Origin of the sequence: Spirosoma endophyticum, assembly GCF_900112365.1 — a bacterium.
GTDB classification, from domain to species: domain Bacteria; phylum Bacteroidota; class Bacteroidia; order Cytophagales; family Spirosomataceae; genus Spirosoma; species Spirosoma endophyticum.
The window spans coordinates 143419-163594 of the sequence record NZ_FOLQ01000010.1; the positions used below are offsets into that span (position 1 = coordinate 143419).

The following is a 20176-nucleotide window of genomic DNA, read 5'->3' on the forward strand; positions in this document are numbered from 1 at the left end:
TTAATTCACCGCTCTTCGTGGCGCTTTGTTAACAACAGAATTGACCAGTTTTGTTAAGGTCAGTCCCTGACCGATTATAGAGAACAGAACGATGCAGTAGCTACAAATCAGAATCAGTTCGCGATAGGGAGAGTCGGGTAGAGACAGGGCAAGGGCTACCGAGATTCCCCCGCGCAAACCCGCCCAGGTCAGAATACGCAGACTGCCAGGGTTAAGCCGCGACAGGCGAAATTGCAGCAGGAAAGGCAAAACTATACTCAGACTTCGGGCTATAATGGCCAGTACGGCGGTCATTAAACCAATGACGACAAAACTGCTCTGGAAGGGCAACACGACCGTTTGTAAGCCAATCATGACGAACAGAATGGTATTGAGGATCTCGTCCATTAGGTGCCAGAATCGATTCAGATAAACCTTTGGACCCTCCTGGCCCGCTTTGCCGCGTAATCGGCGGCTCACCAACAGACCGGCTGTCACTTCGGCCAACGGGACCGATGCGTGTAGGGCACTGGCGACTACGGAAAGAATCATGACCAGCGCCAGGGAAAGGAGGATAACTGTCTGAAAATCATCCGATGCTTTGATAAGACGATACGCCACGTATCCCATCAGAAGCCCCAGTGCGATACCACCGAATACTTCCCGGGCAAAAAGGAGGAGTGCGTCCGAGAAGTAAAAACTGACATTGGGATTAATTACTTCCTGCAAAGAGATAAACAGAACCAGTCCAACGCCATCATTGAATAAAGATTCACCAGTAATAATGGTTTGCAATCGGCTCGGGATGGGTGCCTGCTTCATAATGGCCCCTACGGCCACCGGATCAGTTGGCGAAATTAACGCCCCAAACAAAAAGCAGTAGATAAGCGGAACGTTGATGCCGAAGACGTGGGTGAGAAAGAAAAAGCCACCTCCAAATAAGGCTGTGGACAAGAGTACGCCAACCGTGCTTAACACCAGTACGGCCCGAAATTGTTGTTTCAACTCGTCGAGATCAACATGAAGAGCGCCCGCAAACAGCAGAAAACCCAGCATGACGTCCAGCAGTGTTTTGGTGAAGTCAATACGTTCCGTAAGATCAAACAGGAACTTCGTGAATCCCGACGAGATACTGCCAACAACCAGCATGACAATGGTTAAGACAAGCGTCAGCACAACGACACCAATGGTGCCTGGCAGGCGAAGAAACCGGGCATTCACGTAAGAAAGTAACGCACTTAGTCCAACCAGAGCGCTGGCTGCTGTAAAAATATCCATTCGGAACGTAGTAACTAAACAGAAAACAGGGTGTGCCAGAGGATGGCTTACCTAAAGGATAACGGCGTGGTGTTACGTCTTGTTATTACACGATCGCATTGAAAGCTAGCCTAATCTGGAAATCAGGTCAGATACCTGCATAAACAGGCGACTTATATTTTAATTTTCGACAACTAGATGAGCGCATTATCTTTCCAGAAATTACGGCTCTTTTATGAAATTCCTCTATCGCCTGATCGGCTCAATTTTACTAGCTGCATTTGGTCTATTCGCCTTTAAACAGGAAACGGCAGTACGTCCTAATATCCTGTTTATTCTGGCCGATGACTGGAGTTATCCCTATGCCAGTATTTACGGCGATCGTACAATAAAAACTCCTAATCTGGACAAATTAGCGCAGCACGGCACCGTTTTTACCAATGCCTATTGTGCATCGCCATCCTGCACGCCATCACGAGCTGCTATGCTAACGGGCCGTTATCCACATAATCTTGGTGAAGGCGTCAACCTATGTGGAAAACTTGAGCATAGTATTCCAACCTACGTGCAGATTCTGCAAAAAGAAGGCTATTCGGTTGCTTTTGATCGCAAAGGCTGGGCGCCCGGCGATTTTCGCAAAATGGGGTATACGCAGAATCCCGCGGGCGACTCCGCGAGGTTCGAGCCGTTTATCGATAAATTGCCGAAGGGTAAACCATTCTTTTTCTGGTTTGGCACGAATGATCCCCACCGACCTTTTGATCCGGGAGATGGCAAAAAATCAGGCATCGATCCTCAGAAAATACATTTACCTGCCTTTTTGCCCGACGTACCGGAAATCAGGGGCGACGTAGCGGATTACCTGTCAGAAGTGGAACGATTTGATCGGGAGATTGGCGAACTACTAGCGACGTTGAAAAGCGCTGGCCAGTTGGAAAATACCATCATCGTCGTCGCGTCCGACAATGGCATGCCGTTCCCCCACGCCAAAGCGAATTTGTATGACTATGGTACGCGTGTTCCGTTAGTGATCAGTCAGTTTTCCGGGAAAGAGAGCCAGCCAAAACGTAATGATTCATTTGTGAATCTGATCGATTTGATGCCTACGTTTTTAGATTGGGCCGATGTCAAACAACGACCTGAAGTTGATGGGCTCAGCCTGGTGCCTATCCTGACTGGCAGGAAAACGGTTCATCGCTCCGAGGTATTTCTGGAACGCGAACGGCATTGTTTGTGTCGGGCCGAACTGGACTATGGCGCGGGGTATCCTATGCGGGCGATACGTACCAAAGATTATTTGTACATCCGCAATTTCCGTCCCAACCGGGTGCCTGCCGGCGATGAATCGATTCCTAACACACCGTCTGTTTTTGGCGACGTAGATGGCGGCCCGACCAAAGTATACATGATGGATCATCGGAATGATGCGTTGGTTAAACTACTGTTTGCCCTGGGGTTTGCGAAGCGACCCGCTGAAGAATTATATATTCTGAAAAATGATCCTTACAACCTCCACAACCAGGCTGGGGTCTCTACCTATGCTGGTGTTAAGAAGGCGTTGCGGCAGCGATTAGACAACTGGATGCGCCAGGAGAACGATCCTCGCCAAAACGGCGGGGGCGATCAGATAGACAATTATCAGGCGACGACCCGCGCCTGGATCACCCGGACGGGCATTGTTTTTCTGGATGAATAGCTTTTGAATGATAGTTGAACGCCTGAACTTTTGTGCGTGAGATTTGCAACAGAAATAGACCGTTAGCAGTAGGGGAGATAAACGGCTCTTGCAAATTACCCAGCGCCATGAACATGGGTTTAAAACCATGTTTAGACGTTAACTTGCCGATTCAATCTGATGTTTCTCTACTTCAGCGCGAAAAATGAAGTAGTTAGGTTTGGTGTTAAGTTTTTGATAGTCAATAAATTAATTAGGTTAAATTGTTAAATTTCAATGCAAAAACTATTATTTGGCGTGTTGGTTTTCGTATCTTCAGTCGCTTGTGCGCAAGACTATAAACCCTTTACCGTAAACCTCGCTGCAGGCTTTGCGTCGCCTACCGAGAAGGCTGCTAACAACGACATCAGTAAGGCTGGCTTTGTCTATAGTATTGAGCCTCAGTATCGTTTAATCAATAATTTCTCGGTGGGTCTGCGTTTCGAACAGGCTTTTGTTCAGCGCCCCGAATTCATTGATAAGGTTATCGTGTTTCAGACGAAGACAAAATCGCTCATGTCGGCGGTTGTAACGGCGAATTATGAGCTTACCACTATGGGTAAATACCATCCCTATGCTGGTCTGGGGGTCGGTCTTTATCACGCGGAGGAAAGTACTCAGCTGGATACGCGATTTGGCATAACGACATCCTATCCATTGCCCGCTACCAACGTATTGGGTGGTCTGGCACGAATTGGCGTGAAATTAGGTAGCGTTAATTTGGAAGGTACCTACAATCTGGTTAGCGATACGCAGGTTACCATCAACGCTACCCGGCTTACATTGGCGGCTAAGAATTCATACTTCGCTGTGAAAGTGGGGTTCACAATAGGTTCCCGCATATCCCGCAAGAAAGTAAACGCTTTCTAATATCTAGGCAATAAACTACTCACCGCTCGTTCAGCAGGAAAAACATCTCGGCTGCATGCCAGGCATGGGGGAAGGCCAGCTTTTGTTTCACTACGTCTTTATCCAGAACGGTCATGCCGGGGTAGTGCGCTTCGCTTGCCAGCTGTTCCCAACTGAGCGGATAGTCGACATTGCCGACAAGACCACGTTTCTCCGAATAAAAGTGATCTTCGGCCCAGGTTAAATAGGGGTAATTGTTACTGGATATATCGTTCACTTTTTTGCCGTCAACGTGTTCCTTCGTGTAGTCCTGCCAGAAGAGCGCCGAATAACTGTCGTATTGGGTCGGGATGACGTAGGGATCGGGCAGACCGAGCGATTTTAAACCGTGTTTTAGCCATTTCGTTTGAAAGACAGCGTGTTCGGTATAATCGGTTTTGCCGACGATGTAGTTGCCATGCTGGAATTGTTTAGCTGAATCCAGCATCATTTGAACGGCCGGATGAGTTTTGTCCGATACGAGTGAGACCAGAAACAGGACTTCGCCAATGTTATCGGCCTCGGTAACCCCGTGATTGTTCCGGTCGAATGGTTGATGGATGGCCATAATCCAGTCCTGGATAAGGGACAGATTATCTGTTTCCCGTAGCATCATACCCATCGCTGCGGCATCCCGATACCAGGCTTTCTTGTAAACCAGAAAATTAGGGACAGGGCGGCCGTTGATGACATTAATGAGCACTTCCTGATGCAATACCCGCAATATGGGACCGAATGTTTTGCCCGTAAAGCGTGGCAGATTGACTCGATTGCGTGTACCGGGGATCAGTTTGGGTCGTTTGTTGGGCTGGAGAAGCCATACGCCGGTTTCATCTTCGCGAATCTGTAGGGTTTGTCCATCGGCTAAAGTCAGGTGTACCAGATACTCCGATGGCACAATGATCTCTTCAGTCACAGACCACTGCTCTTCGATATTTCCCGTCAGCGCGTTCAGAAGCCGACCGCTACGGTAAATGAGCTTCAACCGATCGCCCATACCGAACAGAAAAAACTTCAGATCAGGTAGCTCCCGGTGGTTTGGATGTTCCGTTCGAAGGAGTGCCAGATTCTCCCGATACGTTTTCAACGCGCCCGCTGGATCGGTATGCAATGTCGGTGCGGGCGACTTCTGCGCCCAGGCCGACAACGTAGTGATCAGAACAAACAGACAGGTTTTTAGCATACAAGTATAAAGTAAACACAGAGTCGCCGGGAACACAGAGTTTTCTTATATTTTCTGTGTTCCCGGCGACTCTGTATTTAAAAATCACAACTTCGACTTCACAGGTTGATCGTTGTAAATCAGCAATTCACTCATTCGTACAATGTGATCATTATCCGGATTCAACAATTTGATACGTACCGTATGCTTGCCTTTGGATAGCTGGTATTTCCAGAACAGATCATACCGCCGGTGCGTAAAATTGACGGGCAATTTTGCCGTTTCAATCTTCTTGCCGTCAACGTATAATTCGGTGTTAAAGGCAAACAGACTTTCGTAACCCACCGAACTGCGGTTTTTAGGCTTGGCTTCCCCTTTAACGACAAAGCCAATTCCTTCGAAATCAAAGCTGTACTCGTTCTCCAGATCCTTATTAATTCCTTTGGCCAACACCGGATAATGTCCGGTGAATGCCTGCTCCAGACGTACGGATTTAGGCGTCTGCACCGCAATGGTCACCTGATCGCCGTTGATTTTACCGCCGTTACGTTCCACTACTCGTAAGGCGTGTTTCATGCCCATTGCATACACGTCGTTCAGCGACATGGTTGTGTACTTGAAATCGATGTCCTCAGCTTCTTTGAGTCCCTGTTTCCAGTAGGCAGGGATTTTGTCGTAACCGAGCATTGTGCCCAGGATACCGCCTGCCGAAGCCGGATTACAATCCGAGTCCTGTCCGGCGCGGGTGCTTATTTCCATCGTTTTGGTAAAGTCACCGCCACCGTAGAGCAGACCCAGCACAATATAGGCCGAATTGATTTTAGCGTCAATATTAAAGGCGCGAAATACGCCCTCCGGACAGCCGACTTCATCCGACCATTTTCGCTGGATTTCGAACCAGTTCCGTTTCCAGTCGGTAGGAAATTGCTTGTGCCATTTAATGACGTCGGTAATGCACTGATAAAATGTACTCTGTACCGGAATGGTCCTGAGGGCTTCCTGAACGATATAATTGACATCATTCGAGACAAACGCCAACGAATACATCGCACCAAGGTAAGCCCCGCCATACCAGCCGTCGCCGTAGTTCATAATGTGGCCAATGGGATCGCCAATTTGCACGGCGGTGTTCGGCATACCCGGAGCCATCAGTCCCGAAAAATCAGCTTCAATCTGAAAATCAATGTCGTCGGCATGGGGATTATTGAGCCAATGCCCCGACTCCGGCGCTTTCATGCCGTTCAGGATGTTATAGCGCCCGGCCTGGTTCGCGTGCCAGAGCATGTAGCCTGCATTCGCGTAGGCATTGGCATGTTCGGCAACGGGCGCATCAAGGCCTTTCCGCTCAAACACATCGACGAACGTCAGGTCCATATATACGTCGTCGTAAAGACCCGGATTATTAACCATTGTGTGCTTAATGTAGCCATCATACCAGGGAATGGGTTGATAATCATTGATCATCGTGCCCGTGAACCGAAATTCAGTTGGTCCGCCAAACGTACAGCCAATGACCTGCGCAGCCCAGCCTCCTTTAATTTTGTCCTGAATGACAGTTTTGGATAACGTAACGCTTTTAGTTGGTTGGTTTGTTGGCGCTGTCGCTGAAAGCAACGTTATGGTTAGGGCTGAGAGAAGGAGTTTTTTCATGGAAAAGGTAAGGTTTAGTGGCTCGGTGTAGTGCTTTCTGCTGCTGCTCGGCGTAGTCTGTGACTACGCCGAACACGTTAGGCTAGTTCGCTACGTTTTGGCATCGACGCCTGGGCGCCCATTCGTGTGACCGAAATCGATGCAGCTTTGCAACCAAACGCAACAGCGTCGGGTAGTGACTTGCCTTCAGCCAGGGCTACGGTCAAGGCACCATTGAAGCAGTCACCCGCAGCGGTGCTGTCTACGGCTTTGACAACTGGCGACGTAATGAGCTGACCGCTCGTTCCGCTATGCAGATACGCACCCTTTGAGCCGAGTGTAATCACTACGTTCGGAACACCCATTTCGTGGAGTTTTTGTGCCGCCTGTTCAGCCGTGGCCAGATCGGTTACGTGGATGCCCGTCAGTAACTCAGCTTCGGTTTCGTTGGGCGTAATGAGAAATAGATTCGGGAATAAATCGACAGGAAGTTTTTGGGCCGGAGCGGGATTCAAAATGACCCGCAAGTTGCGAACGGCCGCTTGCTGCACTACGTGTTCCACTGTTGGCAGTGGAATTTCGAGTTGGAGTAGCACCAGTGAATCAGTCGGCGTTTCCTGGAAGGCGGTGTCGGTATCACTGGGTTGAAGGTGGGCATTCGAGCCGGGAGCTACGGTAATGCAATTCTCGCCAGCATCATCGACATTAATCAGCGCCACGCCCGAAGGATGCTCACCGTCCGTCAAGATGTAGACCGTATTGATGCCTTCCTGCTGGAATCCACTTACGGCCTGTTGCCCAAATATATCGTTGCCGACTTTGGCTACAAACGTCACCTGTCCGCCTAGCCGGGCTGCTCCAACGGCCTGATTTGCTCCTTTTCCACCAGGATTCATTAAAAACGTACCACCAAGAACGGTTTCGCCTGGCGCGGGCAATTTACGGGTCTTAACGACCATGTCGGTGTTGGAACTGCCAACTACCAGAATCTGACTCATGAATGAATGGGTCTAGGGTATTTTGTCCTAAAAATGCATTTTTTGTCGCTTATTTACTGGTTGCGCTTCGTTTATCTGGCCTTTGCCCGGCATTGAGGTCAGGCAAATTAGTCTAAACCACTTGGCCCATAGGACAGTTAATAGGTGTACATAGCTGCTGTGCCTCGTATATGTGTATGTATATTGCAGGTTGTCACTATGAATCTTCTGAGTGATGTTTCTCGTTTGTTGATTCAACGAGTACGTTGCTTTAATCACACGATATTAGTTCGATGAGTTTATTGACGGTTGACTTAACAAATTGCGAGCGGGAACCTATTCACATTCTCGGTCACATTCAGTCATACGGCTACCTGATTGCCATCCAGCCTGACACCTATTCGATTGTTCATGCCAGCGACAACATTGTCGACCTGGTGGGCCTGTCGGCGGCTCAGTTGCTGGGGCAGCCCTTATCGGCCCTCTTGACAGACACCGACCTGCCTGTCAGCACGTTGGTAGAACTTGTGAACGTGGGTCTGCGAAACGATTCGTGGGAAACCATGAATCCATACCGGTTAACGATTAATGGCAGGGTTTGGAATCTTATCATTCACCAGCATCAGGGACTTATTATTCTCGAATGGGAACCTGTTGGCGACGATCGGAATGTGCTGGTTAATCAACAATTGATTGCCCAGGCCCTGACGGAAGTACAGTCTAGCCGAACGCTAAGTGAATTGTTGCAAAACACCGCCCGGCGTGTGAAAGCGATCATCGGATTCGATCGGGTGATGGTGTATCGCTTCAGCCCTGACTGGCATGGGCACGTAGTAGCCGAAGAGAAAGAAGAATACCTGGAGCCCTATCTGGGCTTGCATTATCCAGCTTCCGACATTCCGCGTCAGGCGCGTGAATTATACAAGGTTAATCTGGTGCGGTTAATTGCCGACGCAACCAGTGTTCCATCCCGTATTTTGTCGCAGCCCGATTTGTCCGGCAATGAACCGCTGGATCTAACCCATTCAGTGCTGCGGGCTGTTTCACCCGTTCATATCGAATACCTCTACAACATGGGTGTGCAGGCATCCATGAGCATTTCGCTTTTGTATCGGGGCGAATTGTGGGGCCTGATTTCATGCCATAATATGACCCCGCGTTTTGTCGATTACCCGGCGCGGCAGGCGGCTAAGTTTGTCAGTCAATTACTGTCGACGGCGCTGGAGTTTCGTAAGGACAACGAAGAAGAAAAAGATCTTTTACAGTATCGGCAGAATGGCCAGAGCCTGCATGAACAACTGCTGCTTAGTGATGACATAGTACGTGCCTTAACGAAATATTCCGTGACGGCCCTCGACGTGAATGGAGCGACTGGCGCGGCACTTTTGTTTAATGGTCGGCTGTACACACTCGGCGAAACGCCTGATGAAGCTGCCGTCCGAACGTTGATCGAGTGGATAGGCGATACCAATACCGAGACGTTTTTTGAGACAAATCAACTGCCTGTTCTTTATCCGCCCGCCGAAGAATTTCGGGGCGTAGGTGCGGGCTTATTTGCCATTGTGCTGTCGCGGGAGCTGAATGAATATCTGCTCTGGTTTAAACCTGAACAGGTTCAACAGGTTACGTGGGCCGGTAATCCCGACAAACCGGTAACGGTCGATCCGAATGGCCAGCACCGCATTAGTCCCCGTACCAGTTTTGCGGCCTGGACCGAAATTGTGCATAATACATCGGAGCCCTGGACCGAGACCGAACTATCGGTTGTGGTCAAGTTGCGGGAAGATATTATGCAGGTACTAACCCGGCAGGCTAACCAGATCCGGCACCTGAATCAGCGGTTGCAGGTTGCTTACGATGAACTGGACGCCTTTAGTTATACTGTGTCACATGATTTACGTACGCCTTTGTCCTCAATCCGGTGTTATTCTGAAATCCTGCTTGAAGAATACGGGCAGGATTTCAACCCTGATGCCCAGGAACTCTTCCAGAAGGTGATCGACTCGACCGAACGGATGCAGGGATTGATCCGGCATATTCTATACTACTCTCGTATGGGACGTACTGAGTTGACCCTCAGGCCGATCGACATGAACGAATTGCTGGAACGTATTCGGGAGGAGATCATGATAACGGCCAAAGATCGGGTGTTACGTATCGAACTTGGTGATGTTCCGCCGTTAACGGCTGACCCGATTATGATGCTCCAGCTATTTACGAACCTGGTTAGTAATGCGGCAAAATATACCCAGTTGAAAGCAGAAGCTATTGTTCGTATCAATGGGCAGCAGACCGACGATGAGCTTATTTACACCGTCGAAGACAACGGAATTGGCTTCGATATGAAGCATGCCGGCAAAATGTTCGACTTATTTAAGCGGCTGGAAAATGCCCGCTCTTACGAAGGCTCGGGGGTTGGATTAGCCATTGTTAAGCGGGTGGTTAACCGGCATAATGGTAAAATCTGGTTTCATAGTGAACCCGGTCGAGGCACGACGTTTTCCGTTTCATTTCCACTAAATCCTATTGCCTGAATCATGGTGGACGTTCTCTATATCGAAGACAATGCGGATGATGCAGATATATTCAGCCGCCTGATACGGAAACTGAACCGTACCATTACCTATACTATCATCAGTAATGGGTCCGAAGCGATTGACTATTTAACCGGGCAGGGCCGCTACGATCAACAGGCCAATACATTGCCCAAGTTGTTGCTGCTGGACCTGAATCTGAACGGATTGAGTGGCATAGACGTGGTGCATCGGGCGCGGGCGATTGATAAAACGCGCTTCCTGCCGATTGTCGTCTTCAGCACATCTGATAATCCGAAAGACGTTGAGTCGGCATACGAAGCGGGCGTGAATGCCTACGTAGTAAAGCCCGGTAGCTACGTAGCAACAGGTATTACAATCGAGCAATTGTGTGGTTTCTGGCTGGAAACCAACATCCGAATCGACTATAAATAATGACCCTACTGGAACGACTGAGAGCAGAAACCCGGCCTCAGCATGAGCAGACCGAACAACTTTTTTATACGGAAGCTTTGCAAAATGGTACGCTGTCAGTCGATGAATACAGCCATTTGCTACGCACCCATCTGACCTATCATCAGGCACTTGAAGAAGCCATTGGTCACTATCCCGATTTCTTTCGGGACTACGCACTGGAGACTCGCCGGAAAACGCCCTGGCTGTTAGCCGATTTAACTCATCTGAACGTAGTACCTCCGCCGTTAAGGTCGGACTTATTTACTGGCTGGTCGCCGGTTGCGTTGTTGGGAGCCGCCTACGTAGGTGAGGGATCGATGCTGGGTGGAACGGTTATCTGGAAATTATTGCAGAAAAATGAAGCCATTCGACCGCTGTTGGCGCACGCTCAATTCTATCAGGGGTATGGGCCGTCAACCGGAAGTTACTGGCGGAATTTCGGCGCTTTTTTGACACAGCAAGGCGCTCAACAACCAGATAACGTAGTGGTTGCGGCCAGGCAGGCTTTTGTTGAGTATCAGACTGTTTTTCAACAGGTGGCCATTAAATCACCGGCAGAAACACTTTAAATGTCGAACCACTTCCGGGTTGGCTGCTAACATCTATTGCGCCACCGTGGCTTTCGGTCACTCGTTGGCAGATGGCCAGACCAATGCCGGTTCCCGTATAGGTAACCGGGTCATGCAGGCGCTGGAAAGGGGTGAAAATGCGGTCTTTATAACGTTCATCGAAACCGATGCCGTTGTCAGTCACGGTAATTAACCAGAACGGACGATCGCGCTGCTCCTGCAAGCGTGGCGGTAGATCGTCGGGTTGGGCTGCCTGATAACGTACCTGAACGAGTGGCGTTACGTTGGTTTGGCTGAATTTGAGTGCATTGGCAATCAAATTTTGGAACAGTTGCCGAAGTCTTGACGAACTTCCCGAGATACTGGGCAAGGGACCAATATCGACGGCAGCGCTTTTCTCCGCGATAGTCACCTCCAGGTCACTAACGACATCATTGAGAAGATTGGTCAGGGAAACGGGCTCAAACTGATCGCGCTGGGTCGCCAGTTTTGAATACGCCAGTAAGTCTTTTATGAGCAACTGCATCCGCCGGGCCGATTTCTGAATGCGCCGAACCATATCCCGTTCGCCCTCGGAAAGGCTATCCGCAAATTGACTTTTCAGCAAGTCGCTGAACGACTGAATGCGCCGGAGTGGTTCCTGCAAATCATGCGACGCTATGTGCGCAAATTGCTGCAGACTTTCGTTCGATCGTTTGAGTTCGGCATTAGCTTCTTTCAACTCCCTGGCCTGTTGCTGGGCTGCCAGTTCAGCCTGCTTTCGTTCAGTGATGTTATTATAGGTCACCACGACGCCATCTTCCCCCTGCTTCACGGCCGATACTTCAAACCATCCCTCCAGACCAAACTCATCCCGGTAATGTTGGGTGCTTTGTTCAGCCTGACCCGTTTCAGCAACACGGACGTATAGATCAAAAAAACCGTTCTCCCGATTCCCCGGAAAGGTCGCCAGTAAGGTACGACCAACGATTTGGTCAGGCGTCATGAAGTTACTTTTGATGACAGATTCGTTGGCCGTGTTCATCAGGAAGTCAACAATGGTCCCCTGGCCATTGCGCAGGGCTGTCATGGCGATGATGCTGTTCAGTGAGGCATCCAGCGTAGTACGTAGCTGAATCGCCTGCTGTTCCAGCTTCCGGGTTTGTTCCTCAACGCGTTGCTGTAATAGCGTCTCATTACGTTTATCGGATGTTATGTCCACAATCGTGCCCATAAAGCGGTAGACCATGCCCTGTTCATCAGCAAAAGTCTGCCCGTTAGCTCGCAGCCAGCGTAGTTGCTCGTCATTGAAGCCTACTGTCCGGAACTCTGCCCTGAAATGCCCGGTGCTATTGGGACGCAATACGTCCTGAATAGCCCGATCGGTACGGTCACGATCGTCGGCGTGCATCCCCTGCAAAAAAACGTTATAATCGAGTGGGACTGATGGAGAAAGGCTAAACAGTTCCCGCGTGCGATCAGACCAGTTCAATTCACCGGTGAGCGGATAGTATTCCCAGGTCCCCAACTGAGCGGATTCGACGGCAAGGCGAAGCCGGGCTTCGGCCATCTGAGAGCGGATTTCGGCCTGCTTGCGATCGGTTACATCGATCAGGATTCCAGAGAAAGTAAAGGGTCGCCTTTGCGTATCGTACGCTACCTGACCTCGGGCAAGTACCCATTTTTCATGATTATTAATCCCAATACGATACTCTGTTTCATATATACTTCCCGAATGAATCGCTTCGTCAATCAGTTGAGTTACCCGTTGCCGATCTTCAGGATGAATATTATCGGTAAAAACCTGTAAAGGCAGGCCGTCTGTTTCCGACGTTTCATTGACGTCGAACAAACGTAACAGATTCTGGTCACCGTACACGTTGTCGCTCCCAATATTCCAGAACCACGTAGCCACAAGGCCAATGCTGAGAGCCGCCTGTAACTGATCGTATGAACGGCGGAGTAAGGCTTCTTCGGCGGGTAAAAGTGGGCTAGGATGCGCAGCAAACGACTGGTTCATGCGTTGAATCTTTCTGAAAATAGAAGCGGACAGCAGGTCTATACCTAATCAAACCAACTTTGTGGGCTGCTGTTCATGGGATACTTAATGAAATTACTATCTCCATCAAAAAAACAACGCAGATTGGCAAAGAAACCCGTTTGGTTTTACGGTTTTGCGGCTCTCTTTTGCTCTTTATACGCTTGCTTTTCTTTTTTGCGCTCAGCCTGCCGTTCTTTTAATGCTTCAACTTTATCTTCGTGAATATCTTCTGCCTCCTCAACCGAATGCGATTCTGACAGGCTATCTTCTGTTTTAGCTTTCTCACCCAGTTTACCAAAAAATTGATGCAGCGCGTGAAGATCAGCTTCGGTCAGGTCTTCAACGTTCAACAGCCGGTTGCTGGCCTTTCGGTTGACGGCAATCAGTTCATTAAGTTTGATCTGCATAGCCAGCGAATCTTTGTTCTGGGATTTCTGAATCAGAAAAACCATGAGAAAGGTAATGATGGTCGTGCCTGTGTTGATCACCAATTGCCACGTATCGGAATAGCCAAAAAGTGGCCCGGTAATGACCCAGACAACAACGGTCAGCAAGGCAATGAGAAAGGCGCCCGATGAGCCGGTTTTCTGCGTGGCTTTGGATGCGAATTTCTCGAAAAACTGGGTGAATTTATTGGTATTCATGTAATTAGGATGTTTACCCTGATAAACGTTCCACTGCCTCACTTTGTGAGATTAAAAGTTTATAAAGTCTACTGAAGGCGCGTCTGATTAACCTGTCTTTATTTCAAAGCGTTGTTGGTTTGCGTTAAAAATTTTAACCGGTAGTCATTGGCCGCTTTTTCTTTCTGGGCTTCCTGCCGGATGACGAATGGATTTGCCGAAGCCATGTTGCGTTCGCTGTTGGCAATTACCGTTTCCAGTAAAACTTCATCGCTGGTTGCACTTGCCCGCCTGAAATCATTGTCGAGCGCACGGATTAGGGCATCTGAAACGGTCGTTTCCAGGCTTTGCTGAGTAGGTTCAGATGTCGGTATTCGGGAGCGGTTTTTAATCAGGTAATCAAACGCTTTTGTGGTCGATGACTGGAGCGCTTCGGCAACAAAAGCCTTTGTTTCGTTTGTCAGGCGTTCCGATGCCGGCAGTACGTCCAGATACACGTCCAGCAACTCAGTGGTGGGCCGATTGAGTTGCTGGCGAGTTTTTAGGTATTTTTTTAGAAAAGCTGGGTCACGTCGGCCGTCGGCATAGTCCTTGTCGCCCCTGGCAACTGTTGGACGCAGTTGGGGAGTTTCCAGCATTTTGTCCGCCTGATCGAGCATACCATTAATGCCCGTATAGCCCACCGCCCGATGGATCAAGGCACCGTTTGGGGCTATATATAAGGCTGTTGGATAACTGGACACGACGTATCGTTTTGCGACATCGATACCTTCGCCCTTTTCGGCGTCAAGCTGATAATTGATAAAATGGACGTTGAACTTGGCGCCTATTTTTGGATTCGGAAAGGCCTCCAGGGTCATTCGTTTGCAGGGAGGGCACCAGGTTGTATAGACGTGTACATACACCGGTTTATTTTGTCGTTTTGCTTCGGCTAATACGTCTTTCCAGGAACCTGTAAAAAATGTAATGCCCGTTGGGCCGTCGGTCAGGTGAGTCTTGGTATGGGCAGTTGCAGTATATGCTATGAGTTGACCCAGGCATAAACTCAGCCATATAATGATCAGTTTCATGCAGAATGTTTGCTACGTATAAATTTACCGGCAAATAACCGAATTTTCGTTTGAATGCGGTAATAAGTAGTAAAGCTGAGTGTTGATGCAGCTTATGCTCCGATTACCTAAAAAACATCGGTCGTGTTCAACCAGAACACGACCGATGTGAAAGAAGTAACTGAAAATTCATTTGCTCTACTTGCAGACCTGATACGTAGCCGTGGCATCTTTTCTCCAGGCTGATGATATTCTAGACATATCTGCCACACAAATGGTTTGAATACTATTCCTGGTAGATACCATTCCCTGCAATAACGCATTTGTTTTTAGATCCAGCGCGGTCAGTTGGTTGACACTACAATCCAGATAAGTTAATGCCGTATTCTTGCTGACGTCCAGCGCGGTTAGTTTATTCGTACCACAGAATAGGGTGCCTAACTTGGCGTTTTTACTGATGTCCAGCGTGGTGAGCGAGTTCGATTGGCAATCCAGATCGGTCAACGCTGTATTCTGGCTGACATCCAGACTGATGATTTTATTGACTGAGCAAGTCAAATTGTTTAACGTCGTATTCTTGCTAACATCCAGCGCTATCAGCATATTAGAACTGCAATCCAAATACTTTAACGCTACATTTTTGGTGACATCCAAACTCGTCAACCTGTTGTCATTACCTAATAGGGCGCTTAAAGAAGTAGCCTTGCTAATGTCTATAGTGGTCAGAACGTTAGAGCGAATATCTAGATACTGTAGATTCGTAAATGTTTCAACCCCCTGCAAACTAGCGATTTGTTTGCTGGCGACTTCAAGGCGGGTTACCTTTTGTGCACTGGCTATCAGTAGCTTTCCATCCTGCACATCATCAATTTTGGCCGCAACCAGCGCCTTCTCGAAGTTCACGTCCGGAATCGTTACATAAGGGTTAACGCCACTGGTGATACTGAACGATGCCGGGGTCGATGCCTTTTGGTTGTCACTAGCAACGACAGTACCCGCCACAGTTGTACTATAAGCCACATTTTTAATGGTATAGGTGGTGTCAGTAAGGTTTTTGGCCAATGTATCTTTATAGACGACTGCATACGTGACAGGATCACCATTAGGGTCTTTGGCCTTGGTCCAGGTCAGGACCACATCGGTACCGCTGGCTGCCATTTTAGCTGTAACAGTAAAGGCTGAGGGAGCGAGGTTGGGTTCAGGATCGTTATTCTTACAGGACTCGAAAAAGAAACTCAACAACGCAGCTAAGGAGAGTATTATCATTCGGGTGTTCATAATTAGGACGCAAGTATATCGTATATGTAGAATTTGCACGAAAAATATAGCGAAAAAGTGACATTGAGATAATTTTTTGTAAAAATATCGCTATAATTTCCTGTCTTTTCATATGAATAGAAAGCGCTGGAGTGGCTAACCGGAAGCTTGTTTGGACATAAACCGGATGAACTAATCAGCATCTGTGCTTGTCTTCTGAGATATGGCAAAAAAAGAAAAACCAAATGCTAATCCCACTGATACTAAGGAACAAGTAAGCTGGCGCGAACGCTTCGCAGCGCTGGGTAATCTACCTGCTTTTTTCAAATTAGTCTGGGAAGTCTCACCGGGCTTATTCCTCGGCAATGCAGTCCTGCGCCTGATTCGGGCGGCTATTCCAGCGGCTACACTCTACATTGGTAAACTCATCATTGATCAGGTCGTTGCCCTGTCGAAGAACCAGACAACTGATGATACAAATTACATCTGGTGGCTTGTGGCGGCCGAATTTGGCCTTGCCATCCTGTCAACCGGGCTGGGTCGGGCGGTGGCTCTAATGGATGGCCTGCTCGGCGATTTATTCGCCAATAAAATATCCATTCGGTTGATGGAGCACGCGGCCACGCTCGATCTGGAACAGTTTGAAGACGCTACGTTCTATGACAAACTCGAACGGGCCCGGCGTCAGTCGAGTGGCCGAACAGCCTTGCTTTCCGGCGTATTCGGCCAGGTGCAGGAATTGATTTCGGTCGGTTTCCTGGCGGCTGGTCTGGCCGTGTACAATCCCTGGTTGCTGTTGCTGATCCTGGTCGCTGTAACGCCCTCGTTTATTGGTGACAATTACTTCAATCAACGTAGTTATTCCCTGTCCCGCTCCTGGACACCCGAACGGCGCGAGCTTGACTACCTGCGGTTTATTGGTGCGAGCGACGAAACGGCGAAAGAAGTCAAGATTTTTGGCTTGTCGGAATTTCTGATCGATCGATTCAAATCCTTGTCGTGGGAGTACTTTCTTAAGAACCGGGCGTTGGCTATTAGCCGCGCCGGGTGGGGCGTATTATTGACGGCTCTCGGTACGGCCGGTTATTATGGTGCCTACGTCTGGATTGTGATGCGGGCGGTTAAGGGTCAGATTTCCCTAGGTGATCTAACGTTTCTAGCAGGCTCATTCCGGCAGGTGCGCGGTTCACTGGAGGGGATTTTGCTCCAATTCAGCAGCCTGACGCAGGAAGCCATTTATTTACAGGACCTCTTTGATTATTTCGCTATTGAGCCATCCATTCACTCACCCGCTACGTCGCGGCCATTTCCACACCCGATCCGCGAAGGCTTTGTGTTTGAGAACGTTGGCTTCAAATACACCAATTCAGAACGGTGGGCCTTGCGAAACCTTTCGTTTACCCTTCAAGCGGGTGAAAAACTGGCGTTGGTGGGTGAGAACGGTGCTGGAAAAACCACGCTCGTCAAACTACTTGCCCGCCTGTATGATCCTGCGGAAGGGCGCATCCTGCTCGATGGGTACGACCTCCGCGAATACGACCTTATGGAGGTTCGGCGCAACATTGGTGTCATCTTTCAGGATTACACCCGCTTTAAGATGTCAGCGGGTGTGAACATTGCTGTCGGTGATATTGACGAACGTACCAATCAACCACGTATTGAAGCCTCGGCGCAACGGAGTCTGGCCGATACGGTTATTGCCAAGCTGGAAGGAGGTTATGAGCAACAGCTGGGCCGCTCGTTCGGGAAGGGCGTTGAATTGTCGGGAGGGGAGTGGCAAAAGGTTGCACTTGGCCGGGCTTACATGCGCGACGCTCAACTTATCATTCTGGACGAACCCACGGCAGCTCTCGACGCCCGCGCCGAGTATGAGGTGTTCCAACGTTTCGGCAAACTGACAGACGGAAAATCATCGGTGATTATCTCGCACCGATTCAGTACTGTCCGCATGGCCGACCGGATTCTGGTGCTGGAAAATGGCACCCTGCTCGAAATTGGAAGTCATTACGAACTGCTGGAGAAAGACGGCCGCTACGCTGAATTGTTCGGCTTGCAGGCCAGGGGGTATCAATAAAAGAGTGTTGGAGATCTACCAATAAGGGGCTAAAACTGAGTAGTATATCAATTGGTTTGTCTTACTGATAAAACAAAGGCTGAGAATGAAAACGACCATTATCTTCATTGCCCTACAGGGGTTGGTAATAAGTGCAATGGCTCAGACGCCAACGCTGCCATCACCCGATGTGCAGATAAAAACCGCCGTTCTTGCCGCGCCAGCCGACAAACGGGACGGGGCCACTGTATATGGATACTCGCCTAAAAATGAATTTGTGGTCTTGAGAAAAGGCACCAACGAACTCATTTGTCTTACCGACGACCCGGCCCAGAAGGGACTGAGCGTATCGTGTTATCATCGCGATCTGGACCCGTTTATGGAGCGGGGCCGAATCTTGAAAAAGGATGGGAAAAAAGCCGATGAGATACTAAAAACGCGTGAGCAGGAAGTAAAAGATAAAAAGCTGACGATGCCAGTTCATCCATCAACCTTATTTTCTTATTCAGCTAAAGATGAGAATTACAACGCGGCCACTGGCGAGGTAAAAGATGGCTATCTGCGCTACGTTGTGTATATTCCGTATGCTACCGCCGAAAGTACCGGACTTCCCCTAAAACCTGAAGCGCCGGGAATGCCCTGGATTATGGACCCTGGTACGCACCGGGCCCACATCATGATCAATCCGCCGGTTTCAACAACAGCACACTGATATTCATGAAAACACCGGGTTAAAACCCGGCGCAATGCATTTATCACCTGCGCCGGGTTTTAACCCGGTGTTTTCATGAATAGAGTATCAGAACAGCTTGACGATTCGCGCTAATCCTGATGAAATAAGTAAGATTATGCCTACGAATGCCAGTCCATAATAAAGCCCAAATGCTTCGGCCACGAACCCAATTACGGGTGGGCCAGCCAGAAATCCGATGAAACTGAACGTCGCAAACGTAGCCAGACCAGCCGCTGGCGGAATGCCCGGCACGCGCATGGAGGCTGCATAAAGAATAGGTGCCCCAAGGGAACATCCTGCTCCCAGCAAAGCAAAACCTAATAAAGCTGTCGATGGATATGGGAAAGCAATAGCGAAAAACAGGCCTGCTGCCGCCAAAAGCCCACCAAACTGAAGCCAGCGTTTTGGACCAATTTTAGGAATAATGGCATCACCAAGGAAACGGAAACCTGTCATTGTCAGTGAAAAAGCGCCAAAACCCAGGGCAGCAATCTGACTACTGGCGCCAAGCGTTTCGCGGAGGTAAACAGCACTCCAGTCGAAAGCCGCGCCCTCGCCCATGGCCACCGCTAAGCCAATAAAAATCATCAGCAACAAATCCAGGTTAGGCCGAACAAACGATGACCCGGCTTTTTCGCCCGACTCCGTCCGGCTACTTGATGGAACAGTACTCAGAATAGGCTGAAGCAGGAACGTAATAAGTAATACTAAACCGGTCATGATGGCCATGTGTACCGGTGGTGCTACGTGTAAGGCAATGACCGCTCCAGCAATACCCGACCCGAGGAGGCCACCTACACTCCACATGCCATGACATGACGACATAATAACGATGCCTTGTGTACGCTCAACATTTGTGGCCGTGGTGTTCATGGCTACGTTAATAAGGGCGCTTGCGAGTCCTACCAGGAAAAGTCCAAAAGCCAGTATGCCCGTGTTAGGCGCGTTTATGGGGATACAAATCGCTATAGCTAGCCCTATAGCCGCCCAGAAACACGTTCGTGCTTCTCCGAGTTTAGCGATAATCCAGCCCGTCAACGGGTTCATGATCAACAGCCCGATTGGTAGAGCAAAAAGCGTTAAACCGAGCTCAGCATCAGAGAGATGCAAATTTTCTTTTACGTGTGGGATATGCGCAACCCAGCTTCCAAAAAGGATGCTGTCCGACGCAAATACTAACCCGATGGCCAAAGCCTGCCGATTTAGAAAAAACGTCAGCAGATTTTGTACGAAGAGGTTACGATGTGGTTTATTCAAAGATGCAGTTGTATTCATA

General features: G+C 49.1%; 16 protein-coding genes. 7 read left to right on the forward strand and 9 right to left on the reverse strand.

Going from position 1 to position 20176, the window contains the following annotated elements; all coding sequences use genetic code 11:
* Nucleotides 1-1257, reverse strand: a complete 1257-nt coding sequence (locus BM202_RS22670; protein ID WP_093830400.1) for a cation:proton antiporter — start codon at nt 1255-1257, stop codon at nt 1-3.
* A 214-nt stretch (nt 1258-1471) separates the two neighbouring features.
* Here BM202_RS22670 and BM202_RS22675 point away from each other — a divergent pair, with 214 nt between their 5' ends.
* Both BM202_RS22675 and BM202_RS22680 read left to right on the forward strand, forming a co-directional pair.
* Nucleotides 1472-2932 carry a sulfatase family protein gene (locus BM202_RS22675; RefSeq protein WP_093830402.1) on the forward strand — a complete coding sequence of 487 codons (1461 nt, stop codon included), beginning with the start codon at nt 1472-1474 and terminating at the stop codon, nt 2930-2932.
* 255 nt (nt 2933-3187) lie between these two features.
* Nucleotides 3188-3820, forward strand: coding sequence for a hypothetical protein (locus tag BM202_RS22680; RefSeq protein WP_093830404.1), 633 nt, complete (start codon nt 3188-3190; stop codon nt 3818-3820).
* A 19-nt stretch (nt 3821-3839) separates the two neighbouring features.
* Here BM202_RS22680 and BM202_RS22685 read toward each other — a convergent pair whose 3' ends face one another.
* From BM202_RS22685 to rbsK, 3 genes are all read right to left on the reverse strand, one after another.
* A complete protein-coding gene (locus tag BM202_RS22685) occupies nt 3840-5021 on the reverse strand; it encodes a hypothetical protein (protein WP_093830405.1) in 1182 nt (393 codons plus the stop codon).
* An 84-nt stretch (nt 5022-5105) separates the two neighbouring features.
* The gene (locus BM202_RS22690) at nt 5106-6650 is read right to left on the reverse strand and encodes an ADP-ribosylglycohydrolase family protein (protein WP_093830407.1); all 1545 of its coding nucleotides are present in this window, start codon (nt 6648-6650) and stop codon (nt 5106-5108) included.
* A 77-nt stretch (nt 6651-6727) separates the two neighbouring features.
* Nucleotides 6728-7627: a ribokinase gene (rbsK, locus tag BM202_RS22695; protein WP_093830409.1), complete on the reverse strand. Its 900-nt coding sequence runs from the start codon at nt 7625-7627 to the stop codon at nt 6728-6730.
* A gap of 272 nt (nt 7628-7899) precedes the next feature.
* Here rbsK and BM202_RS22700 point away from each other — a divergent pair, with 272 nt between their 5' ends.
* Genes BM202_RS22700 through BM202_RS22710 form a run of 3 tightly spaced genes read left to right on the forward strand, consistent with a single transcriptional unit; the run spans nt 7900 to nt 11165 of the window.
* A complete protein-coding gene (locus tag BM202_RS22700) occupies nt 7900-10140 on the forward strand; it encodes an ATP-binding protein (RefSeq protein ID WP_093830411.1) in 2241 nt (746 codons plus the stop codon).
* Between the two features lie 3 nt (nt 10141-10143).
* Nucleotides 10144-10575: a response regulator gene (locus tag BM202_RS22705; RefSeq protein ID WP_093830413.1), complete on the forward strand. Its 432-nt coding sequence runs from the start codon at nt 10144-10146 to the stop codon at nt 10573-10575.
* On the forward strand, nt 10575-11165 hold the full coding sequence (locus BM202_RS22710; RefSeq protein ID WP_317039711.1) for a biliverdin-producing heme oxygenase: 591 nt from the start codon (nt 10575-10577) through the stop codon (nt 11163-11165). Before BM202_RS22705 ends, BM202_RS22710 begins: the two co-directional genes overlap by 1 nt.
* Here the strand turns inward: BM202_RS22710 and BM202_RS22715 are convergent.
* The 4 genes from BM202_RS22715 to BM202_RS22730 all read right to left on the reverse strand — a co-directional run bounded on the left by BM202_RS22715 (nt 11140) and on the right by BM202_RS22730 (nt 16123).
* On the reverse strand, nt 11140-13164 hold the full coding sequence (locus BM202_RS22715) for an ATP-binding protein (protein ID WP_093830417.1): 2025 nt from the start codon (nt 13162-13164) through the stop codon (nt 11140-11142). The genes BM202_RS22710 and BM202_RS22715 overlap by 26 nt on opposite strands.
* Before the next feature lie 146 nt (nt 13165-13310).
* The gene (locus BM202_RS22720) at nt 13311-13829 is read right to left on the reverse strand and encodes a low affinity iron permease family protein (RefSeq protein ID WP_093830419.1); all 519 of its coding nucleotides are present in this window, start codon (nt 13827-13829) and stop codon (nt 13311-13313) included.
* Nucleotides 13830-13927: 98 nt separating this feature from the next.
* Nucleotides 13928-14878, reverse strand: coding sequence for a thioredoxin family protein (locus BM202_RS22725; protein WP_093830421.1), 951 nt, complete (start codon nt 14876-14878; stop codon nt 13928-13930).
* A 177-nt stretch (nt 14879-15055) separates the two neighbouring features.
* Nucleotides 15056-16123, reverse strand: coding sequence for a leucine-rich repeat domain-containing protein (locus BM202_RS22730; protein ID WP_143100729.1), 1068 nt, complete (start codon nt 16121-16123; stop codon nt 15056-15058).
* A gap of 214 nt (nt 16124-16337) precedes the next feature.
* Here BM202_RS22730 and BM202_RS22735 point away from each other — a divergent pair, with 214 nt between their 5' ends.
* Complete coding sequence (locus BM202_RS22735; RefSeq protein WP_093830425.1) at nt 16338-18188, forward strand: ABC transporter ATP-binding protein; 1851 nt, start codon at nt 16338-16340, stop codon at nt 18186-18188.
* Nucleotides 18189-18273: 85 nt separating this feature from the next.
* A complete protein-coding gene (locus BM202_RS22740; protein ID WP_093830427.1) occupies nt 18274-18879 on the forward strand; it encodes a hypothetical protein in 606 nt (201 codons plus the stop codon).
* Between the two features lie 87 nt (nt 18880-18966).
* On the opposite strand, the gene BM202_RS22745 is transcribed toward BM202_RS22740, so the two are convergent.
* Entirely contained in the window at nt 18967-20175 is a 1209-nt protein-coding gene (locus BM202_RS22745; protein WP_093830429.1) for an MFS transporter, read from the reverse strand.
* Nucleotide 20176 lies beyond the last annotated feature (1 nt).

Bases quoted from the DNA above. Each gene is read 5' to 3' on its own strand.
- BM202_RS22670 (WP_093830400.1), bottom strand. From the start codon at position 1,257: ATGGATATTTTTACAGCAGCCAGCGCTCTGGTTGGACTAAGTGCGTTA.
- BM202_RS22675 (WP_093830402.1), top strand. From the start codon at position 1,472: ATGAAATTCCTCTATCGCCTGATCGGCTCAATTTTACTAGCTGCATTT.
- BM202_RS22680 (WP_093830404.1), top strand. From the start codon at position 3,188: ATGCAAAAACTATTATTTGGCGTGTTGGTTTTCGTATCTTCAGTCGCT.
- BM202_RS22685 (WP_093830405.1), bottom strand. From the start codon at position 5,021: ATGCTAAAAACCTGTCTGTTTGTTCTGATCACTACGTTGTCGGCCTGG.
- BM202_RS22690 (WP_093830407.1), bottom strand. From the start codon at position 6,650: ATGAAAAAACTCCTTCTCTCAGCCCTAACCATAACGTTGCTTTCAGCG.
- rbsK (WP_093830409.1), bottom strand. From the start codon at position 7,627: ATGAGTCAGATTCTGGTAGTTGGCAGTTCCAACACCGACATGGTCGTT.
- BM202_RS22700 (WP_093830411.1), top strand. From the start codon at position 7,900: ATGAGTTTATTGACGGTTGACTTAACAAATTGCGAGCGGGAACCTATT.
- BM202_RS22705 (WP_093830413.1), top strand. From the start codon at position 10,144: ATGGTGGACGTTCTCTATATCGAAGACAATGCGGATGATGCAGATATA.
- BM202_RS22710 (WP_317039711.1), top strand. From the start codon at position 10,575: ATGACCCTACTGGAACGACTGAGAGCAGAAACCCGGCCTCAGCATGAG.
- BM202_RS22715 (WP_093830417.1), bottom strand. From the start codon at position 13,164: ATGAACCAGTCGTTTGCTGCGCATCCTAGCCCACTTTTACCCGCCGAA.
- BM202_RS22720 (WP_093830419.1), bottom strand. From the start codon at position 13,829: ATGAATACCAATAAATTCACCCAGTTTTTCGAGAAATTCGCATCCAAA.
- BM202_RS22725 (WP_093830421.1), bottom strand. From the start codon at position 14,878: ATGAAACTGATCATTATATGGCTGAGTTTATGCCTGGGTCAACTCATA.
- BM202_RS22730 (WP_143100729.1), bottom strand. From the start codon at position 16,123: ATGATAATACTCTCCTTAGCTGCGTTGTTGAGTTTCTTTTTCGAGTCC.
- BM202_RS22735 (WP_093830425.1), top strand. From the start codon at position 16,338: ATGGCAAAAAAAGAAAAACCAAATGCTAATCCCACTGATACTAAGGAA.
- BM202_RS22740 (WP_093830427.1), top strand. From the start codon at position 18,274: ATGAAAACGACCATTATCTTCATTGCCCTACAGGGGTTGGTAATAAGT.
- BM202_RS22745 (WP_093830429.1), bottom strand. From the start codon at position 20,175: ATGAATACAACTGCATCTTTGAATAAACCACATCGTAACCTCTTCGTA.